Origin of the sequence: Streptomyces sp. 351MFTsu5.1 (assembly GCF_000383655.1) — a bacterium.
GTDB lineage: Bacteria > Actinomycetota > Actinomycetes > Streptomycetales > Streptomycetaceae > Streptomyces > Streptomyces griseorubiginosus.
Genome location: NZ_KB911775.1, coordinates 579,715 through 599,466 on the forward strand (window position 1 = coordinate 579,715; position 19,752 = coordinate 599,466).

15 protein-coding genes are annotated in these 19,752 nt (G+C 70.4%); 8 read left to right on the top strand and 7 right to left on the bottom strand.

Going from position 1 to position 19,752, the window contains the following annotated elements; genetic code table 11:
- Positions 1-6 precede the first annotated feature (6 nt).
- Entirely contained in the window at positions 7-1,062 is a 1,056-nt protein-coding gene (hemE, locus tag H295_RS0102520) for a uroporphyrinogen decarboxylase (protein ID WP_020133773.1), read from the bottom strand.
- Between the two features lie 116 nt (positions 1,063-1,178).
- Between hemE and H295_RS0102525 the strand changes: the two genes are divergently transcribed.
- The 3 genes from H295_RS0102525 (at position 1,179) to H295_RS0102535 (ending at position 4,185) form a co-directional block, all read left to right on the top strand.
- Entirely contained in the window at positions 1,179-1,847 is a 669-nt protein-coding gene (locus H295_RS0102525; RefSeq protein WP_106960739.1) for a DUF3000 domain-containing protein, read from the top strand.
- Between the two features lie 235 nt (positions 1,848-2,082).
- Complete coding sequence (locus H295_RS0102530; RefSeq protein WP_007385400.1) at positions 2,083-2,745, top strand: response regulator transcription factor; 663 nt, start codon at positions 2,083-2,085, stop codon at positions 2,743-2,745.
- Positions 2,746-2,904: 159 nt separating this feature from the next.
- A complete protein-coding gene (locus H295_RS0102535; protein ID WP_078616540.1) occupies positions 2,905-4,185 on the top strand; it encodes a ribonuclease D in 1,281 nt (426 codons plus the stop codon).
- Between the two features lie 105 nt (positions 4,186-4,290).
- On the opposite strand, the gene H295_RS0102540 is transcribed toward H295_RS0102535, so the two are convergent.
- Genes H295_RS0102540 through H295_RS0102550 form a run of 3 tightly spaced genes read right to left on the bottom strand, consistent with a single transcriptional unit; the run spans position 4,291 to position 7,378 of the window.
- Positions 4,291-5,121, bottom strand: a complete 831-nt coding sequence (locus H295_RS0102540) for a carbohydrate ABC transporter permease (protein ID WP_020133776.1) — start codon at positions 5,119-5,121, stop codon at positions 4,291-4,293.
- A complete protein-coding gene (locus tag H295_RS0102545) occupies positions 5,118-6,059 on the bottom strand; it encodes a carbohydrate ABC transporter permease (protein WP_020133777.1) in 942 nt (313 codons plus the stop codon). The genes H295_RS0102540 and H295_RS0102545 overlap by 4 nt, the downstream gene beginning before the upstream one ends.
- Positions 6,059-7,378, bottom strand: coding sequence for an ABC transporter substrate-binding protein (locus H295_RS0102550; protein WP_020133778.1), 1,320 nt, complete (start codon positions 7,376-7,378; stop codon positions 6,059-6,061). The genes H295_RS0102545 and H295_RS0102550 overlap by 1 nt, the downstream gene beginning before the upstream one ends.
- Positions 7,379-7,541: 163 nt before the next feature.
- On the opposite strand from H295_RS0102550, the gene H295_RS0102555 reads away from it, so the two are divergent.
- The 4 genes from H295_RS0102555 to H295_RS0102570 all read left to right on the top strand — a co-directional run bounded on the left by H295_RS0102555 (position 7,542) and on the right by H295_RS0102570 (position 14,392).
- Positions 7,542-9,899: a glycoside hydrolase family 2 protein gene (locus H295_RS0102555; RefSeq protein ID WP_020133779.1), complete on the top strand. Its 2,358-nt coding sequence runs from the start codon at positions 7,542-7,544 to the stop codon at positions 9,897-9,899.
- Entirely contained in the window at positions 9,896-10,924 is a 1,029-nt protein-coding gene (locus tag H295_RS0102560; RefSeq protein ID WP_020133780.1) for a LacI family DNA-binding transcriptional regulator, read from the top strand. The genes H295_RS0102555 and H295_RS0102560 overlap by 4 nt, the downstream gene beginning before the upstream one ends.
- Positions 10,925-11,042: 118 nt before the next feature.
- Positions 11,043-12,269 carry a thiolase family protein gene (locus tag H295_RS0102565; RefSeq protein ID WP_020133781.1) on the top strand — a complete coding sequence of 409 codons (1,227 nt, stop codon included), beginning with the start codon at positions 11,043-11,045 and terminating at the stop codon, positions 12,267-12,269.
- Positions 12,266-14,392 (top strand): 3-hydroxyacyl-CoA dehydrogenase NAD-binding domain-containing protein, encoded by a 2,127-nt coding sequence (locus H295_RS0102570; protein ID WP_020133782.1) that lies wholly within the window; start codon positions 12,266-12,268, stop codon positions 14,390-14,392. Before H295_RS0102565 ends, H295_RS0102570 begins: the two co-directional genes overlap by 4 nt.
- A 90-nt stretch (positions 14,393-14,482) precedes the next feature.
- On the opposite strand, the gene H295_RS0102575 is transcribed toward H295_RS0102570, so the two are convergent.
- Positions 14,483-15,511: a hypothetical protein gene (locus tag H295_RS0102575; RefSeq protein WP_078616546.1), complete on the bottom strand. Its 1,029-nt coding sequence runs from the start codon at positions 15,509-15,511 to the stop codon at positions 14,483-14,485.
- A 70-nt stretch (positions 15,512-15,581) separates the two neighbouring features.
- Between H295_RS0102575 and H295_RS0102580 the strand changes: the two genes are divergently transcribed.
- Positions 15,582-15,950, top strand: coding sequence for a hypothetical protein (locus H295_RS0102580; protein WP_020133784.1), 369 nt, complete (start codon positions 15,582-15,584; stop codon positions 15,948-15,950).
- Positions 15,951-16,091: 141 nt separating this feature from the next.
- Here H295_RS0102580 and H295_RS0102585 read toward each other — a convergent pair whose 3' ends face one another.
- Positions 16,092-17,576 (bottom strand): amino acid permease, encoded by a 1,485-nt coding sequence (locus tag H295_RS0102585; RefSeq protein WP_020133785.1) that lies wholly within the window; start codon positions 17,574-17,576, stop codon positions 16,092-16,094.
- 135 nt (positions 17,577-17,711) lie between these two features.
- Complete coding sequence (gene dxs, locus H295_RS0102590; RefSeq protein ID WP_020133786.1) at positions 17,712-19,631, bottom strand: 1-deoxy-D-xylulose-5-phosphate synthase; 1,920 nt, start codon at positions 19,629-19,631, stop codon at positions 17,712-17,714.
- Positions 19,632-19,752: the final 121 nt, after the last annotated feature.

The window sequence follows — 19,752 nt, forward strand, 5'->3', positions numbered from 1 at the left end:
GGTCGCTTATCGGGCCGTCTGCGTGTGGACGTACTCGACGAGGCGGGTGAGGGCGTCCGGGTCGGTGGTCGGCATCACGCCGTGGCCGAGGTTGAAGATGTGGCCCTCGAGGTCCTTGGCCGAGTCCAGGACCTCGCGGGTCTTGGCCTCGACGGCGTCCGTGGAGGCGAACAGGACCGTCGGGTCGAGGTTGCCCTGGAGCGCCTTGCCGGGGCCGACGCGGCGGGCGGCCTCGTCGAGCGGGACCCGCCAGTCGACGCCGACGACGTCCGCGCCGGCCTCGCCGAGGAGCTTGAGGAGTTCGCCGGTGCCGACGCCGAAGTGGATGCGGGGGACGCCGTAGCCCTCGACCGCCTGGAAGACCTTCGCGGAGGCGGGCAGCACGGAGCGGCGGTAGTCGGCGGGGGCGAGGGCGCCGGCCCAGGAGTCGAAGAGCTGGACGGCGGAGGCGCCGGCCTCGATCTGGACCTTCAGGAAGGCGGCGGTGATCTCGGCGAGGCGGTCGAGCAGGTCGGCCCAGAGCTCGGGGTCGCCGTACATCATCGACTTGGCGTTCTCGTAGGTGCGGGACGGGCCGCCCTCCACGAGGTAGCTCGCGAGGGTGAAAGGCGCGCCGGCGAAACCGATCAGCGGGGTGGAGCCGAGCTCGCGGGTGAGCAGACCGATGGCCTCGGTGACGTAGGTGACGTCCTCGGGGGTGAGGTCGCGCAGCTGGGCCAGGTCGGCGCGGGTGCGGATCGGGTGCTCGACGACCGGTCCGACGCCGGGCTTGATGTCGAGGTCGATGCCGATGGCCTTGAGCGGGACGACGATGTCGCTGTAGTAGATCGCCGCGTCCACGTTGTGCCGGCGCACCGGCTGGAGGGTGATCTCGGTGACCAGCTCGGGCCGGGCGCAGGACTCGAGCATCGGGATGCCCTCGCGGACCTTGCGGTACTCCGGCAGCGAGCGCCCGGCCTGCCGCATGAACCAGACGGGGGTGTGCGGCACGGGTTCGCGCCGGCATGCCCTGAGGAAGGCGGAGTCGTACGTGGCGGGGGGCGGCGTCTCGAGTGCACTCACGACGGAAAGTCTCGCACGGTGCGCCGTGTGCCGAGTGCGCGGTGTCCGTGTGTGCGTGACGCCGAGACCGGGTGTCTAGGACGGCACCACACCGCCCTTCCCCTTAACCTTCCGGCATGGCTGCGGCTCAGGGACGAATGTCGGACGGCGCTGGTGGGATGGACGAGGCGAAGGAAGGGGACCGGGTGGGGAGCGGTGCGGCTCCGCCGGCCTTCCAGGCCGCGGTCCAGGCTCTGCGCGGCAGTCGGCTGAGGCCGCAGATCGAGATCGAGCCGACCCGGGCTCCGCAGCGGCTCGCGCCGCACGCGTACGCGCTGGAGGCCACCGTCGTCGACGGCGACCAGGACCTCGCCGACGGCCGTCTGGTGCTGCTGCACGACCCGGACGGGCACGACGCCTGGCGGGGCACTTTCCGGCTGGTGACGCTGGTGCGCGCGGAGCTGGAGCCGGAGATGGCGGCCGATCCGCTGCTGCCCGAGGTCTGCTGGTCGTGGCTGACCGGGGCGCTCGGGGCGCGCGGGCTGTCGTACGGCGAACCGAGCGGCACCGTCACGCGCGCGAGCTCGCACTACTTCGGGGGGCTGTCGGAGCGCCCGGCGGCCTCGCAGATCGAGATCCGCGCGTCCTGGACGCCGCGTGAGGGTCTGGGCGGGGTGCCGGACGCGGCGGCGCATCTGACGTCCTGGTGCGATCTGCTGGCCCAGGTCGCCGGTCTGCCCCCGGCCGGGCCGGGTGACGCGTCGGTGGTGACGTTGCCACAGCGTCGGGACCCCCAGGCCCGCTGACCCCCCGCCGACCAGCGGAACCGTCCACCCACATGGCGCATCAATTTGTCGATACGGCCACTTTCAGTCAGGAGTGAGTCATCGAACGACCCGATGTGCTCGCCGAACGATCGATCGCACGTCCGAATTGCACTAATTGTTACTCACTAGATCGTGATCATTCTCTAAAGGACGCCGGGTTCGGTGCCGAAGACGTCTGTGACCTTCCAAGCCGTCCCGCACCCCAGGAGGCCCGGTGTCCGTTCTCCTCGAGCAGCCCGCAAGCCTGGTCGCCTACCGCCCCAACAAGCCCACCGCCATGGTGGTCGTGGCCGACCCGCGTGTCCGCTCCACCGTCACCCGTCACCTCTGGGCGCTCGGTGTGCGCGATGTCATCGAGGCCTCGTCGGTGGCGGAGGCCCGTCCCCGTATCGGCAGCCCAAGAGACATCTGCGTCGCCGACGTCCACCTTCCCGACGGCTCCGGCCTGACGCTGCTGTCCGAGACCCGCGCCGCGGGCTGGCCCAACGGCCTCGCCCTCTCCGCGGCCGACGACATCGGCGCCGTGCGCAACGCCCTCGCGGGCGGCGTCAAGGGCTACGTCGTCACCGGCACCCGCACCAACCTCGGGCTCCCCACCCGACCGGGCGCCGCCCCCATCGGCGCCGCCGCCGCCCGTATGCACCGCCGCCCCCCGGGTGCCCCGAGCCACCCGGGCGGCTACCGCGAGCTCTCCGGCCGTGAGGTCGAGGTGCTGCGGCTGGTGGCCGAGGGCCAGTCGAACAAGGCCATCGGCGTCTCGATGGGCCTGTCCGCGCTGACCGTCAAGAGTCACCTCGCCCGGATCGCCCGCAAGCTCGGCACGGGCGACCGGGCCGGCATGGTGGCGGTGGCCCTGCGCACCGGCATCATCCACTGAGGCCGCCGGCGGACCTCACCCCCTGAGGCTTCCCCGAGCCTCACTGTTCACGGACGTGAACCAGAGCTTTCACCGGGCTGACTGGTTTACGACCCTAAGGCGCCTGCCGACGGAACGTTCCGTCGGCAGGCGCTGTCCATACACGGATACCCTTGACATGTGACCGACGCCCAAGAGACCGCAGCAGACGTTTCACTGCGAACCACCGGAGGCGGCCCTCCGGACGATGGTGGATCCTCTGGCGCGGAGGCGCCGATCCCTCTGCTGGAGCCCCGCGAGGGCATTCCGCCCGTGATCGCCGACGAGGCCGCGCTCGCCGAGGTGATCGCCGCGTTCGCCGCGGGCACCGGGCCCGTCGCCGTCGACGCCGAACGCGCGTCCGGCTACCGCTACGGACAGCGCGCCTACCTCGTCCAGCTGCGCCGCGCCGGCGCGGGCACCGCACTGATCGACCCCGTGGCCTGTCCCGACCTGTCCGGGCTCGGCGAGGCGCTCTCCGGTGTCGAGTGGGTGCTGCACGCCGCCACCCAGGACCTTCCCTGCCTGCGCGAGATAGGCATGATCCCCTCCCGGCTCTTCGACACCGAGCTGGCCGGGCGGATCGCCGGGTTCCCCCGGGTGGGGCTCGGCGCGATGGTCGAGGGCGTGCTGGGCTTCGTCCTGGAGAAGGGGCACTCCGCCGTCGACTGGTCGACCCGCCCGCTGCCCGAGCCGTGGCTGCGTTACGCCGCCCTCGACGTGGAGCTCCTCGTCGACCTGCGGGACGCCCTGGAGAAGGAGCTCGACCGCCAGGGCAAGCTGGAGTGGGCGCTTCAGGAGTTCGACGCGATCGCCTCCGCTCCGCCGGCCGAGCCGCGCAAGGACCCGTGGCGCCGGACCTCCGGGATGCACAAGGTACGGCGGCGTCGGCAGTTGGCCGTCGTCAAGGAACTGTGGGAGGCGCGGGACCGGATCGCCCAGCGCCGGGACGTGTCACCGGGCAAGGTGCTGTCCGACGCGGCGATCGTCGAGGCGGCGCTCGCGCTTCCGGTGAACGTGCACGCGCTCGCCGCGCTGAACGGGTTCGGGCATCGGATGGGGCGGCGGCAGCTGGAGCAGTGGCAGGCCGCGGTGGACCGGGCCAGGGGGCTTGCGGAGGTGCAGTTGCCGCAGCCGGGGCAGCCGGTCACGGGGCCTCCGCCCCCGCGCGCTTGGGCCGACAAGGATCCTGCGGCGGCGGCTCGGTTGTCCGCGGCGCGGGCTGCGGTTTCGGCGTTGGCCGAGTCGCTGAACATGCCTCAGGAGAACCTGATCACTCCGGACACGGTTCGGCGGGTTTGCTGGGAGCCGCCGAGCGTGGTCAGTGCGGATTCCGTGGGGGCGGCGTTGGCTGGGCTCGGGGCTCGGGCCTGGCAGGTTGAGCAGGTCACGCCGGTTCTTGTTGCCGCTTTGTCCGCATAGCCGCCGCAGGGGTTCTTCGAGGTACGGCGGCTGCGGGTTCGTTGTGGTTGCTCGCGCCCACGCGGCGGAGCCGCAAATCGATGCAGCCCCGCGCCCCTAAAGCGCTTACCTGGTCGCTCCTCGCATGAAGCCGTTGTAGATGAAGCGCTGCAACGACAGGAAGACGATCAGCGTCGGCAGGATGACCAGGACCGCTCCTGCCGAGATGACCTCCCAGTGGGCCGCGTAGGGGCCCTTGAAGCGGAACAGGGACGTCGAGATCACGCCAAGATCTTCCGAGGGCATGTAGAGGAACGGGATGTAGAAGTCGTTGTAGACGGTGATGCCCTTCACGATCACCACGGTCGCCGTCGCGGGCTTCAGCAGGGGGAAGATGATCTTGCGGTAGATCGTGAAGGCGTTGGCGCCGTCCAGGCGGGCCGATTCGTCCAGGGAGATCGGGATCGAGCGGACGAACTGGAGGAAGATGTAGATCGAGACGATGTCGGTGCCCATGTAGAGGACGATCGGGGCCCACAGCGAGTCGAACATGCCGAAGCTGTTGACGATCTGGAACGTGGCCACCTGGGTCGTCACACCGGGCACCAGGGCGGCCGTCAGGAAGAGCGCCACCACCAGCTTCTTGAAGCGGAAGGTGAAGCGGTCAATGGCATAGGCCGTCATCGAGCCGATCAGGACCGTGCCGGTGACCGAGACCAGCAGGATGATCGTGGTGTTGGTGAAGGCGGAGAGCATCTCGCCGTCCCGGAACGCCGCCCCGTAGTTGTGGAAGTTCAGCAGGTCGTGCGGGAGTTCCAGCGCACCGCTCGTGTCCGCCATCTCCTTCTCAGACTTGAGGGAGGTCAGCAGGACGACGACGAGTGGGAGCAGGACGACCAGGGTCGCCGCGACCAGCGACAGGTGGACCAGGGTGCGGGCGATCCCACGGCGTGTCATACGAGGTCCACCTTGTCGTCGGGAACCAGGCGCCGCTGCACCCAGGTCACCAGCAGGATGATCAGCAGGAGGACGACGGCGGCCGCCGAGGCCAGGCCCGTCTTGTTGAAGCGGAAGGCCAGGTTGACCGTCTGGATCACGAAGGTCTCGGTGCCGGTCGCGCCGCCGGTCATGATGTACGGGATCTCGAAGACCGACAGTGAGCCGGAGATCGACAGGATCACGGTCAGGGTCAGGACCGGTTTGATGCCCGGCGCGATGATGTGGCGGAACTGGTGCCAGCGGTTGGCGCCGTCCAGTTCGGCGGCCTCGTACAGCTCGCCCGGGATCGACTGGATCGCGCCCAGGAAGAGCACGAAGTTCAGGCCCAGGTAGCGCCAGACCGAGACGCCCGCCAGTGAGGTGTTCGCGGAGACCGGGGTGCCGAGCCAGGCGTGGTCGGTGTGCACGCCGAGCAGGCCGAGCACCGAGTCGAGGGTGCCGCCGTCCTGGAAGAAGTAGAGGAACACGAAGCCGATCGCGACCCCGTTGATCAGGTACGGGAAGAAGAGCACGCCCTTGAAGAAGTTCCGGAAGCGGACGTTGAAGCTCAGGACCGTCGCGAAGTAGAGGGCCAGCACGATCTGGACCGCGGAGGCGGCCAGGTAGTAGCCGCTCACCCAGAAGACCTCGAAGAGGTCCGGGCGGGTGAAGACCTCCTCGTAGTTGGCCGCGCCCGTGTAGTGCAGGACGGGGCTGACGCCGTCCCAGTCGGTGAAGCTGTAGGCCAGCATGTTGACGATCGGCGCGTACGTGAACGTGATCAGCAGGGCGAGCGGGGCGATCAGGAACAGCCAGGGCGTGACGCCCCGCCAGGCACGGGTGCGGCGCGAGGCGGGCGCCGGGACGGGAGCGGCCGTGCTCACCACCACGGCCGCCTTCTCGGTGGTGTCCGCCATCACGACCCCAGGTTCTTCTGGGCGTCCGTCCAGCGCTTGCCGAGGTCGCCGAGGAAGCCGTCGAGGGTGCCCTTGCGTGCACCGCGGGCGAGGTCGACGAGGTTCTGGCGGTACTCGGGGGCGTAGATGCCGACCTCCGAGTCGCTGTCGAGCTGCTTGACCCGGGCGCCCTGCGCGTCGTCCACCTCGATGAGCTTCACGCCCTGGTCCTCGTACGGCTTGAGGACCGAGGGCATCGGCGCGTCCTTGAGCGGGGAGATGGACAGGTTGTCCTCGACGTAGCCGGACTTGTCGGTGAACCAGTCGATCCAGGCGCGGGCGGCCTCCTTGTGCCGGGAGTGGACGTTGACGGCCTGGTTGTAGTCCGGCGAGACGGTCGCGCAGAACCTGCCGCCGGTCTGCGCCGGGAAGGGCATGAAGCCGATGTCGTCGGGGTCGGCCCCGGCCTTCTTCGCCGCGTCCCGGAACTGGACGATCGCCCAGGTGCCGAGCCACTGGGTGGCGATCTCGCCCTTGGCGGTACGGGGCTTGGACTCCTCCCAGTTGCTGGTCGTCGGGTCCTTCTCGGCCAGGCCCTGCTTCACGATGTCGTGGAGCAGGGTGTCGCCGACGCGCAGGTCGGCGCCCTTCGCCCACGGGTCGCCCTCGGCGAGCTTGGTGGTGGCCTCGGGGTCGCAGCTGACGGCGCCGTCGACGTAGGTCCACGAGGTGAGCGTCCAGCCCGCCGCGAAGTTGGTGTAGTACGGGATCGCGTCGGTCTTCGCCTTGACGGCCTTGAGGTCGGCGAGGAACTCGGCCGGGGTGGTGGGCCATTCGGTGACCCCGGCCTCCTTCCAGATCCGCTTGTTGTAGACGAACCCGGGGGCCACGCCGACCGGGCTCTGGCCGTAGACCTTGCCGTCGACGGTGGTGTAGTCGGTGAAGCGGTACTTCCTGGCCCGCTCCGCCTGAGTGCCCAGCGAGGCGAAGAACCTCGGGTAGTCGGCCTTCTTGATGACCGCGGGGATCAGCAGGACGTCACCGTAGTTCTCGGTGTTCATCCGGATCTTGACCTCGGCCTCGTAGTTGGTGAGGCCCTCGAACTCGACCTTGACCTTCGGATAGGTCTTGTTGAACTCGGCGGCGTACTTCTTCAGGGTGCCGTCCTGCACGAGGTCGGTGCGGACGGTGAGGACCTTGATGGTGCCGGTGACTTTCGACGGGTCGTCAGGGGCGTCGGCGTCGGCGCCCTTCGTGGATCCCCCGGTTCCGGTGCAGCCCGGGAGCAGCAGGGCGGCACTGGCGACCACGGCCAGGGACACGGCTGTACGGCGGTTCATGTGCATCAGCTCCGTTCACGGGACGGACGAGCACGAGCGGGTTGGCTGGTTCGGAACTCTGACAACGTTTTCTTAACCGGTAAAGTCGCTATCCCGCCAACGATGGCCGTCATGGCAAAGGGTGTCCGCAGTAAGGGACTTGATCGGTTCAGGGAGTGTGTACATGCTTCAGGCCACACCGCTCACCGAAGGCTGGATCCTGCGGCACGAGGGCGAGGCGCTGCCCGCCGTCGTGCCGGGCTGTGTGCACACCGATCTGCTGGCGGCCGGGGTGATCCCGGACCCCTTCCTGGGCCTGGGTGAGAAGGAGGTCGCATGGGTGGGGCGTCGGGAGTGGACGTACGAGCGGGATCTGCCGCCGAGCAACGGGCATGAGCAGACCGACCTCGTCTTCGACGGCCTGGACACCGTGGCCGAGATCCGACTGGGCGGCCAACTCCTGGGCCGGACAAGGAACATGCACCGCTCCTACCGCTTCGACGTGACCGGCATGTCCGGGCGGCTGAGCGTGCGGTTCGTCTCCGCCTACGCCGAGGCAGAGGCGGTGCGCGGGAAGCTGGGCGAGCGGCCGGCCGCGTACACCGAGCCCTATCAGTACCTCCGCAAGATGGCCTGCTCGTTCGGCTGGGACTGGGGGCCCACGCTGGTGACGGCCGGGATCTGGCGGCCGGTGCGCGTCGAGCGCTGGTCGACGGCCAGGATCGCCCGGGTGCGCCCGCTGGTCAGCGTCGAACAGGGCGTGGGTGTCGTGGAGTTGGCGGTCGAGGTGGAACGCGCCCGGGTGGAGGCGCCGCTGACCGTGGAGGCCGTGGTGGGCGGGGTGCGGGCGCGCGCGGCGATCGACAAGGCCTCGGGGACGGTACGGCTCGAAGTCCCGGAAGCGCGCCTGTGGTGGCCGCGAGGGTACGGTGAACAGCCGCTGTACGAAGTGGAGTTGACACTGCTCCACAAGGGTCGGCCGCTGGACGTGTGGCGGCGCAGGGTCGGCTTCCGGACCGTCGGGCTGGACCGGTCGGCCGATGAGCACGGCACCGGCTTCTGTCTGGTCGTCAACGGTGAGCGGGTCTTCGCACGCGGCGTGAACTGGATCCCGGACGACGTGTTCCCCTCCCGGATCACGCGTGAGCGGTACCGGTCCCGCCTGCGGCAGGCCGCCGACGCCGGGGTGGACCTTGTGCGGGTCTGGGGCGGCGGGATCTACGAGAGCGAGGACTTCTACGACACCTGCGACGAGCTGGGGCTGCTGGTGTGGCAGGACTTCCCGTTCGCCTGCGCGGCCTATCCGGAGGAGCAGCCGCTCAGGGGCGAGGTGGAGGCGGAGGCCCGGGAGAACGTCGTGCGGCTGATGCCGCATCCCTCGCTGGTGCTGTGGAACGGCAACAACGAGAACCTGTGGGGGTTCCGGGACTGGGGTTGGGAGGCGCGGCTCGCCGGGGACTCCTGGGGCGAGGGGTACTACCTGGGCCTGCTGCCACGGGTGGTGGCCGAGCTGGACCCGACGCGGCCCTACACGGCGGGCAGTCCCTGGTCCGGGTCCTGGGAGCACCACCCGAACGACCCGGCGCACGGGACGCATCACTCGTGGGAGGTGTGGAACCGGCTCGACTACGCCGAGTACCGCAGTGAAGTGCCGCGTTTCGTGGCCGAGTTCGGCTGGCAGGCACCGCCCGCGCACGCCACGCTGAGGCGGGCGCTGGCCGGGGAGGAGCTCGCGGCGGACTCCCCCGGCATGCTGCACCACCAGAAGGCGGAGGACGGGAACGGGAAGCTGCGGCGCGGTCTGGAGCGGCACTTCGCCTTTCCCGAGGGGGACTTCGACCGCTGGCACTACCTCATGCAGGTCAACCAGGCGCGGGCGGTGGCCGCCGGGATCGAGCACTGGCGGTCGCACTGGCCGGTGTGCGCGGGGACGGTGGTGTGGCAGCTCAACGACTGCTGGCCGGTGACGAGTTGGGCGGCGGTGGACGGGGACGGCCGGGAGAAGCCGCTCTACCACGAGCTGCGGCGGCTGTACGCGGACCGGCTGCTGACGGTCCGCGAGCGGGCGGTGGCCGTGGTCAACCAGGCGGGCGAGGAGTGGGCGGGCGTCCTGCGGCTGCGGCGGATGTCGGTCGAGGGGGCGGTGCTCGGCGAGGCGGAGCTGGAGTTCCGGGCGGGACGGCGGGCCGTGGCCGAGGTGCCGGTGCCGGACGAGCTGGAGCCCGCCGGCCCGAAGGAGTTCCTGGTGGCCGACGCGGACGGGCTGCGGGCCCTGCGCTTCCCCTCGCCCGACCGTGAAATCCCCTATCCCCGGCCCGGGTTCGACGTCACCGTGGCGCCGGGTGCCGTCACCGTGACGGCCCGCACCCTCGTACGGGATCTGCTGTTGCAGGCCGACCGGCTGCACCCGGACGCGCGGGCAGATCGCGGGCTCGTCACCCTGCTTCCCGGGGAGCGGGTGACCATCGGGGTCAGCGGGTGGCAGACGCCCGATCCGGACGCCGCCCGGTCCGCCCTGTACTGCATGGAGCCCACTGCATGACGACCTCCCGCGTCACCATCAAGGAGGTCGCCGCACGCGCCGGGGTGTCCAAGGGGGCCGTGTCGCTGGCCTTCAACCGGAAGCCGGGGCTGTCGGAGGCGACCCGGGACCGGATCTTCCGGGCCGCGCGGGAGCTGGGCTGGGCGCCGAACCCCACCGCGCGGACGCTGGCCGGGTCGCGGGTGGACGTGGTGGGTCTCGCGGTCTGCCGGCCGGCCCGGCTGCTGGGGCTCGAACCGTTCTACATGGACTTCGTCTCGGGCGTGGAGAGCGTGCTGATCGAGCGGAACTGCTCGCTGCTGCTGCGGCTCGTGCGCACCGTCGAGGAGGAGGTCGGGCTCCAGGAGGCGTGGTGGCGGGGCCGGCAGATCGGCGGCTCGATCCTCGTGGACTTCCGGGCGGACGATCCGCGGGTCGCCGCCGTCGAGCGGCTGGGGATCCCGGTGGTGGCCGTGGGGCATCCCTCCCTCACCGGCACGCTGACCTCGGTGTGGACGGACGACGCGACCGCCGTGACGGAGGCCGTGCGGTATCTCGCGGCGCTCGGGCACCGGCGGATCGCCCGGGTGGGCGGCGCGGCGGCCCTCGGCCACACGGCCATGCGCACGGCCGCCTTCGACGAGGCGGCGCGGACGCTGGAGCTCGCCGGGGCCTGGCAGGTCACCACCGACTACTCGGGCGAGGCCGGGGCGCGGGCCACCCGGACCCTGCTGACCGAGGCGGCGCCGGACCGGCCGACGGCGATCGTGTACGACAACGACATCATGGCGGTGGCCGGGCTGTCGGTCGCCGCGGAGATGGGGCTGAGCGTTCCGCAGGACGTCTCGCTGCTCGCCTGGGACGACTCCCAGCTGTGCCGGCTGACCCGTCCGACACTTTCGGCGATGAGCCACGACGTGCACGGATTCGGTGCGGAGGCGGCGCGTACGCTGTTCGGGGTGATCACCGGCGAGGGGCCCGGATCGCATCCGGTGCCCACTCCGGTACTGACCCCGCGGGGTTCCACGGCGCCGCCCGGGGTGTGACCTTCGCCGCTCCGGCCTCCAGGGGTGGGCAGTCACGTTACTCATAAGTAGCATGGGCCCTGAGCGCGCGCTCAGCGCATCGCAGCAGTGCAGATCCCGCATCTGGAGGAGAGCCATCGTGCCTCGTACCGTCAGGGACGTCGTCTTCGTCGACGGCGTCCGCACCCCGTTCGGCAAGGCGGGCCCGAAGGGTATCTACCACGAGACCCGTGCCGACGACCTCGTCGTGAAGGCGATCCGGGAGCTGCTGCGCCGCAACCCGGGTCTGGACCCTGCGAAGATCGACGAGGTCGCCATCGCCGCGACCACGCAGATCGGCGACCAGGGCCTGACCATCGGCCGCACCGCGGGCATCCTCGCCGGGCTGCCGCAGTCGGTGCCCGGTTACTCCATCGACCGCATGTGCGCCGGTGCGCTGACCGCCGTGACCACGGTCGCCGGTTCGGTCGCCTTCGGTGCGTACGACATCGCCGTCGCCGGTGGTGTCGAGCACATGGGCCGCCACCCCATGGGCGAGGGCGTGGACCCGAACCCGCGGTTCGTCAGCGAGAAGCTGGTCGACGAGTCGGCCCTGTTCATGGGCATGACCGCCGAGAACCTGCACGACCGGTACCCGACGATCACCAAGCAGCGCGCCGACGAGTACGCCGTGCGCTCCCAGGAGAAGGCCGCCAAGGCGTACGCCAACGGCAAGATCCAGGCCGACCTGGTCCCGATCTCGGTCCGCCGCACCAACCCGGAGGCCGGTGAGACCGGCTGGGGCCTGGTCACCGCCGACGAGCCGATGCGCCCGGGCACCACCCTGGAGAACCTCTCCGGTCTCAAGACGCCGTTCCGCGTGCACGGCCGGGTCACCGCCGGTAACGCGGCCGGTCTGAACGACGGCGCCACCGCCTCCCTGATCGCCTCCGAGGACTTCGCGCGGGAGAACGACCTCCCCGTCAAGATGCGCCTGGTCTCGTACTCCTTCGCGGGTGTCGAGCCGGAGGTCATGGGCTACGGCCCGATCCCGGCCACCGAGAAGGCCCTCGCCCAGGCGGGTCTGTCGATCTCCGACATCGGCCTGTTCGAGATCAACGAGGCCTTCGCGGTCCAGGTCCTCGCCTTCCTGGAGCACTACGGCATCGCGGACGACGACGCGCGCGTCAACCAGTACGGCGGCGCGATCGCCTTCGGTCACCCGCTGGCCTCCTCGGGTGTGCGTCTGATGACGCAGCTGGCCCGCCAGTTCGAGGAGCAGCCCGAGGTCCGCTACGGCCTGACCACCATGTGCGTCGGCTTCGGCATGGGCGCGACGGTCATCTGGGAGAACCCGAACCACAAGGACGCCGGAGGCAGCAAGTGAGCACCACTGAGCTCTTGAAGGGTGCGGCCGAGCTGTTCCCGGACGAGGTCGTCACCCAGGCGCACGTACGCCACCTGGACCTGCCGTTCAACGCGGGGCGCTTCGCGCTCATCACGCTGGACAACGGCTTCGACCACACCAAGCCGACCACCTTCGGCCCGGCGTCGCTGGCGAACCTGAACACCGCCATCGACCAGGTCGAGAAGGAGGCCTCGGCCGGCGAGATCGTCGGTGTCGGCATCACCGGCAAGCCGTTCATCTTCGCCGTCGGCGCCGACCTCAAGGGCGTCGAACTGCTCAAGGAGCACAAGGACGCGCTGGCGATCGGCAAGGGCGGCCACGAGGTCTTCAAGCGCCTCGCGGGCATCGCGGTCCCGACCTTCGCGTACTACAACGGTGCCGCGATGGGCGGTGGCGTCGAGGTCGGTCTGCACTGCCAGTACCGCACGGTGTCCGCGGCCCTGCCCGCCTTCTCGCTGCCCGAGGTCTTCCTCGGTCTGGTCCCCGGCTGGGGCGGCTGCACGCTGCTGCCGAACCTGATCGGCGCCGAGAAGGCCGTCTCGGTCATCATCGAGAACAGCCTCAACCAGAACAAGCAGCTCAAGGGCGCCCAGGTCTACGAACTGGGCATCGCCGACGCGCTGTTCGAGGGCGCGGACTTCCTGGAGCAGTCCCTGCTGTGGACGGCGTCCGTCCTCAAGGGCGAGATCGTCGTCGAGCGTCCGGCGATCGACCGCGGTGAGGCCTGGGACCAGGCCGTCGCCAAGGGCCGCTTCGTCGCGGACTCCAAGGTGCACGGCGCGGCTCCGGCCGCCTACCGCGCCCTGGACATCATCGAGGCCGCCAAGAACGGCGACCTCCAGCAGGGCTACGACGCCGAGGACCAGGCCCTCGCCGACCTGATCATGGGCGGCGAACTGCGCTCCGGCATCTACGCGTTCAACCTGGTGCAGAAGCGCGGCAAGCGTCCCGCGGGTGCCCCGGACAAGAACCTGGCCCGCCCGGTCACCAAGGTCGGTGTCGTCGGCGCCGGTCTGATGGCCTCCCAGCTCGCGCTGCTCTTCCTGCGCCGCCTGGAGGTGCCGGTCGTGCTGACCGACATCGACCAGGAGCGCGTCGACAAGGGTGTGGGCTACGTCCACGCCGAGATCGAGAAGCTGCTCGGCAAGGGCCGTATCAACCAGGACAAGGCCAACCGCCTCAAGGCCCTGGTCACCGGTGTGCTGGACAAGGCGGAGGGCTTCTCCGACGCGGACTTCATCATCGAGGCCGTGTTCGAGGAGATCGGCGTCAAGCAGCAGGTGTTCGCCGAGGTCGAGGCGGTCGCCCCGGCGCACGCAATCCTCGCCACCAACACCTCCTCCCTCTCCGTGACGGAGATGGCGTCGAAGCTGAAGAACCCCGAGCGGGTCGTGGGCTTCCACTTCTTCAACCCGGTCGCGATCCTGCCGCTCCTGGAGATCGTCCGCGGTGAGCAGACCGACGACGCCTCGCTGGCGACCGCCTTCGCGGTGGCCAAGAAGCTGAAGAAGACCGCGGTGCTGGTCAAGGACGCCCCGGCGTTCGTCGTGAACCGCATCCTGACCCGCTTCATGGGCGAGATCCAGAACGTCATCGACGAGGGCACCCCGGTGGCCGTGGCGGAGAAGGCGGTGGAGCCGCTCGGCCTGCCGATGTCCCCGCTGGTCCTGCTGGAGCTGGTCGGTCCCGCGATCGGTCTGCACGTCTCGGAGACCCTCAACCGGGCCTTCCCGGACCGCTTCACGGTCTCCCCGAACCTCGCGGCCGTCGTCAAGGCGGGCAAGCGCGGCTTCTACGTCTACGACTCCGGCAAGCCGGAGCTGGACCCCGAGGTCGCCGCACTCCTCAAGCAGGGCGATGTCGTCCTGTCCGAGGAGCAGGTCCGCGAGCGCGTCCTGAACGCCGTCGCCCAGGAGATCGGGCTCATGCTCGACGAGGGTGTCGTCGCCGAGGCGCAGGACATCGACCTCTGCCTGATCACGGGCGCCGGCTGGCCCTTCCACCTGGGCGGCATCACGCCGTACCTGGACCGCGAGGGTGTCTCCGAGCGCGTGAACGGCAAGAAGTTCCTGGCCCCGGGCCTGGCGTCGGTTCCCGCGTAAGCGCGTCCCGTACGGCCGTACAGAGGGCCTCCGCTCCGGGCTTCCGGGCCGGAGGCCCTCCGTCGTGCGTGCGCGGCCCTCAGGGGGCGCTCAGACCTCCTGCCAGGCCGCCAGTGCCAGCCCCGGTTCGTCCTTCTGGCGGGCGATCCGCAGGACGCCGTCCGGGGTGATCGTCGCCGCGACGATACGGCCGTCCGCGTCCTCGGCGAGGGCTACTTCCGTGCCCGCGGGCAGCTGCGGGCCGGACTCCGTCCACCACAGGCCCGCCGACTCCTGCTCGGTGGGGCAGGCGGCGAAGGCGACCCGGCCGGAGGACGACCGCTGGGCCAACAGCGTGCAGTCGTGGCCCTCCAGCGTGCAGCGCAGCAGGGCGAGCGGGCCGGGGCCGGCCGCGGCGAGCAGAGGAACGGGCTCCGTCCCCCGCCGCCAGGCGTGGAGCATGCCCTCGGGGTCCGCGAAGAACAGCGTGACGTGCTCCTTGGAGGTGGGCAGCGCACTCAGGGTGCCCGGTTCGACGCGGACCGGCAGCGGGTCGTCCGGCACGGGAGGCGCACCGGCCTCCTCCTGGGCCCAGCGCAGGATGCCGGCGGGGTTGGTGGCGTACAGCTCCACCCGGCCCGACTCCCCCGTCACGGCGGTCAGTTGCTCGTGGACGTCCGACCCGTTCAGATCCGCCCAGGCGTTCCAGCCGCCGCGTTCCTTCTGTACGAGGGCGCGCACGCCGTCCCCGCGGTTGCGGACGAAGACATGGGCCCGGCCCTCGGCGTCGACGGCCACGGCGGGCAGGCCGGTACGCGCGCCCGTCCTGTCGGGGTGGCCGAGAGGAGTCCAGTCCAGGGGTGCGAGGTGGACGCGGAAGTGGGTGGAGTGGACCAGGCCCGCCTCCGCGGCCTTGGTGGGGCGCCAGGACACGAGGTGTGCGTAGCAGTCGGCGCCCTGTCCGACGGCGAGTCCGGGTTGCAGGCGCTGCTCGCCGCCGACCTTGCGCCACGGCGACCACGTGTCCCCGCCGGGGCTGTGCTCGGACCGGCACCGGACTTCGTCGTCGTGGGTGACGTAGACGCCGAGCCGGCCGTCGCGGGCGCGGATGAGCCAGTTGCCGTTCACTGTACGGACCATTGACACGGGACCACTGTAATCCGGGAGTCGACCAGGAGTTCGGGCGGGCCGGGCATGGGACGCTGGGGGCATGAGTGACGTGCTGCTGGTGGTCGTGGACGCCGCGAATGTCGTCGGCTCGGTGCCGGACGGGTGGTGGCGGGACCGGCGGGGGGCCGCGGAGCGACTGCGGGACCGGCTGGCGGCGGACGGGGTGCCGGGTCAGGACGGTCCGGTGGAGATCGTGCTGGTGGTGGAGGGGGCGGCTCGGGGGGTGTCCTCCGTGCCGGGGGTGCGGGTGGAGTCGGCTGCGGGGAGCGGGGACGACCACATGGTGGAGCTGGTGGCCGGGGTCGCGGGTGAGCGGCCGGTGCTGGTGGTCACGGCGGACCGTGAACTGCGGCGGCGGGTCGGGGAGTTGGGGGCGGAGGTGGCGGGGCCGCGGACGGTTCGTTCCTGAGCGCCTATGGATGTGCCGCGCATGTCGTGCGGCGGCTGCGGGTGCGTCGTGGCTGGTCGCGCAGTTCCCCGCGCCCCTGACGTGCCTGGGGGCGCGGGGAACTGCGCGACCGGCCCCCACCGGCAACGCACCCGCTGCGCGTTACTCCGTCTCGGCCCGCTGATTCAGGCGACTGTGGGTGCGGCCGTACAGGAAGTACACCGCGAACCCGATCACCATCCAGATCGCGAACCGCAGCCACGTCTCCGCCGGCAGGTTGAGCATCAGCCAGAGGGAGGCCAGGACCGAAAGGATCGGGATGACCGGGACCCACGGGGTGCGGAAGGCGCGCGGCAGGTCGGGGCGGGACTTGCGGAGGATGATCACGCCGATCGCCACCACCACGAACGCGAACAGGGTGCCGATGTTGACCAGTTCGGCGAGTTCGCTGAGCGGTGTGAAGCCGGCGACGATCGCGATGACCACGCCGAGCAGGATGGTCGGGCGGTGCGGGGTGCGGTACTTCGGGTGGACGTGGGAGAAGAACGTCGGCAGCAGTCCGTCGCGGCTCATCGCGAAGAACACCCGGGTCTGACCGAGGAGCAGGATCATGCAGACGGTCGTGAGGCCGACCGCGGCGCCGAAGCTGATGAAGCCCGCGAACCACGGGTGCCCGGTGGCCTTGAACGCGTCCGCGAGCGGCGCCGTGACGGACAGGTCGGTGTACTTCTGCATGCCCGTCACCACGATCGACACGGCCACGTAGAGGGTCGTGCAGATGAGCAGGGAGCCCAGGATGCCCCGCGGCATGTCCCGCTGCGGGTTGCGGGTCTCCTCCGCGGCCGTGGCGACCACGTCGAAGCCGATGAAGGCGAAGAAGACGACCGACGCGGCCGTGAAGATGCCCATCACGCCGAAGTTGGAGGGCGCCCAGCCGAACATCAGCTGGATGAGCGGGGACTGGAGACTGCCGCCCGCCTCGACCGCCTGGGACTTCGGGATGAACGGCTTGTAGTTGTCGCCCTTGATGAAGAAGGCGCCGGCGACGATCACGGTCAGGACGACCGTCACCTTGATGGCGACGACGATCGAGGTCACCCGCGCGGAGAGCTTCGTGCCGAGCACGAGGATCCCGGTGAGGACCAGGACCAGCAGCGCGGCGAGGATGTCGAAGCCGAAGCCGTGGGCGCCGTCCCGGCCGCTGAGCGCCTCCGGCAGATGGATGCCGACGTTGTCGAGCAGGGAGGCGATGTAGCCGGACCAGCCGACGGCGACCACCGCGGTGCCGAGCGCGAACTCCAGGACGAGGTCCCAGCCGATGATCCAGGCGGGCAGTTCGCCGAGGGAGGCGTAGGAGAAGGTGTACGCCGATCCCGCCACCGGGACGGTGGAGGCGAACTCGGCGTAGCAGAGCGCGGCGAGCGCGCAGACGACGCCGGCGACCACGAAGGCCAGGGCGGTCGCCGGACCGGCGTTGTTCTTGGCGACGGTGCCGGTCAGGACGAAGATGCCGGTACCGATGATGACGCCGACACCGAAGACGGTCAGATCCAGCGCGGACAAGGATTTCTTGAGCGCGTGCTCCGGCTCCTCGGTGTCTTGGATGGACTGTTCGACCTTCTTCGTCCGGAAGAGGGTGCTGCTCACGATGACCTCCCACGCTGTGTCGTCCTCGACATGATCGAGAGGGGGCGTAGGTCGTATGCCCCGGCACAGGCGGATTCACGCGAATGGGCCGGTCCCACCACTGTGAAGAGTGGTGCGACCGGCCCATACGGGTGTCTAGTCGCGGGCTGATTCCACCTCGGCGCGGGCCTCGTCGTAGCGGCCGTCCAGCTTGGAGACCAGGCCGGTGACCTGGCGGGCGATGTCGGGCGCGGTGAGCCCGATCTCCGCCATGATCTCGGCGCGGGAGGCGTGGTCGAGGAAGCGCGGCGGGATGCCGAAGTCGCGCAGCGGGACGTCCACGCCCGCGTCGCGCAGCGCCTGGGCGATCGCCGAGCCGACGCCGCCGACGCGGGAGTTGTCCTCGACGGTGACGACCACGCGGTGCCGCTCGGCGAGCGGCGCCATGGCCTCGTCCACCGGCTTGACCCAGCGCGGGTCGACGACGGTGGTGGAGATGCCCTGCCGGTCGAGGAGCGAGGCGATCTCCAGGCACATGGGGGCCAGGGCGCCGACCGAGACCAGGAGGACGTCCGGGGTGTCGGTGCCGGGCTCGCGCAGGACGTCCATGCCGCCCACCGTGCCCACGGCGGGTACGGCGGGGCCGACGACGCCCTTGGAGTAGCGCAGCACGGTCGGCGCGTCGTCGACCTGGACGGCCTCGCGGAGCTGGGCGCGCAGCTGCTCGGCGTCGCGCGGGGCGGCGAGCCGGAGCGTGGGGACGACCTGGAGCATCGACATGTCCCACATGCCGTTGTGGGAGGCGCCGTCGTCGCCGGTGACGCCGGCCCGGTCGAGGACGAAGGTCACCCCGCACTTGTGCAGGGCGACGTCCATGAGGACCTGGTCGAAGGCGCGGTTGAGGAACGTGGCGTAGACGGCGAAGACGGGGTGCACTCCCCCGGTGGCCAGGCCCGCCGCGGAGACGGCCGCGTGCTGCTCGGCGATACCGACGTCGTAGATGCGGTCCGGGAAGGCGTCCGCGAACTTCTTCAGGCCGACCGGCTGGAGCATGGCCGCGGTGATGGCGACGATGTCCTCGCGCTCCTGGCCGAGCCTGACCATCTCGTCTCCGAAGACGGAGGTCCAGCTGGCGGCGGCGGCCTTGATGGGCAGGCCGGTGTCGGGGTGGATGGGGCCGATGCCGTGGAAGCGGTCGGCCTCGTCCTGCTCGGCGGGCTTGTAGCCGCGGCCCTTCTCGGTGAGGCAGTGCACGATCACCGGGCCGTTGAACCGCTTGGCGCGGGCCAGCGCCGACTCGAGCGCCTCGATGTCGTGGCCGTCGATGGGGCCGACGTACTTCAGACCGAGGTCCTCGAACATGCCCTGGGGCGCGATGAAGTCCTTGAGGCCCTTCTTGGCGCCGTGCAGGGTCTCGTAGAGGGGCCTGCCGACGACCGGGGTGCGCTCCAGGAGGTCCTTGCCGCGGGCCAGGAAGCGCTCGTAGCCGTCGGTGGTGCGCAGGGTCGCCAGGTGGTTCGCGAGGCCGCCGATGGTGGGCGCGTAGGAGCGCTCGTTGTCGTTGACGACGATGACCAGCGGGCGGTCCTTGGCGTCGGCGATGTTGTTCAGGGCTTCCCAGGCCATGCCGCCGGTCAGGGCGCCGTCACCGATCACGGCGACCACGTGGTCGTCCCGTTTCAGCACCTGGTTGGCCTTCGCGAGGCCGTCGGCCCAGCCGAGGACCGTGGAGGCGTGGCTGTTCTCGATGACGTCGTGCTCGGACTCGGCGCGCGAGGGGTAGCCGGAGAGGCCGCCCTTGGAGCGCAGCTTCGAGAAGTCATGGCGGCCGGTGAGCAGCTTGTGCACGTAGGACTGGTGCCCTGTGTCGAAGAGCACCCGGTCCTTGGGCGAGTCGAAGACCCGGTGCAGCGCGATGGTCAGCTCGACCACACCGAGGTTGGGGCCGAGGTGGCCGCCGGTCTTGGAGACAGCACCGACGAGGAAGCTCCTGATCTCCTCCGCCAGCTGGTCCAGCTCCTCAAGGCTGAGCCGGTCCAGATCACGCGGTCCCCTGATACGGGTCAGCAGCGGCACCCGTGCCTCCTTGCATTAGAGCTGATCGAGCTTTGCCGGGCGTGGTCGAGTCTAATGTTCTCCGACATGGCAGTCGCCCGGCACCTTGTGGGTGCCGGGCGACCTGTCGTGGCCGAGCAGC

Excerpts from the sequence above, each read along its gene's own strand:
- H295_RS0102525 (WP_106960739.1), top strand. The coding sequence starts at position 1,179 with ATGGCTGCGGCTCAGGGACGAATGTCGGACGGCGCTGGTGGGATGGAC.
- H295_RS0102540 (WP_020133776.1), bottom strand. The coding sequence starts at position 5,121 with ATGACACGCCGTGGGATCGCCCGCACCCTGGTCCACCTGTCGCTGGTC.
- H295_RS0102545 (WP_020133777.1), bottom strand. The coding sequence starts at position 6,059 with ATGGCGGACACCACCGAGAAGGCGGCCGTGGTGGTGAGCACGGCCGCT.
- H295_RS0102550 (WP_020133778.1), bottom strand. The coding sequence starts at position 7,378 with ATGAACCGCCGTACAGCCGTGTCCCTGGCCGTGGTCGCCAGTGCCGCC.
- H295_RS0102555 (WP_020133779.1), top strand. The coding sequence starts at position 7,542 with ATGCTTCAGGCCACACCGCTCACCGAAGGCTGGATCCTGCGGCACGAG.
- H295_RS0102560 (WP_020133780.1), top strand. The coding sequence starts at position 9,896 with ATGACGACCTCCCGCGTCACCATCAAGGAGGTCGCCGCACGCGCCGGG.
- H295_RS0102575 (WP_078616546.1), bottom strand. The coding sequence starts at position 15,511 with ATGGTCCGTACAGTGAACGGCAACTGGCTCATCCGCGCCCGCGACGGC.
- H295_RS0102580 (WP_020133784.1), top strand. The coding sequence starts at position 15,582 with ATGAGTGACGTGCTGCTGGTGGTCGTGGACGCCGCGAATGTCGTCGGC.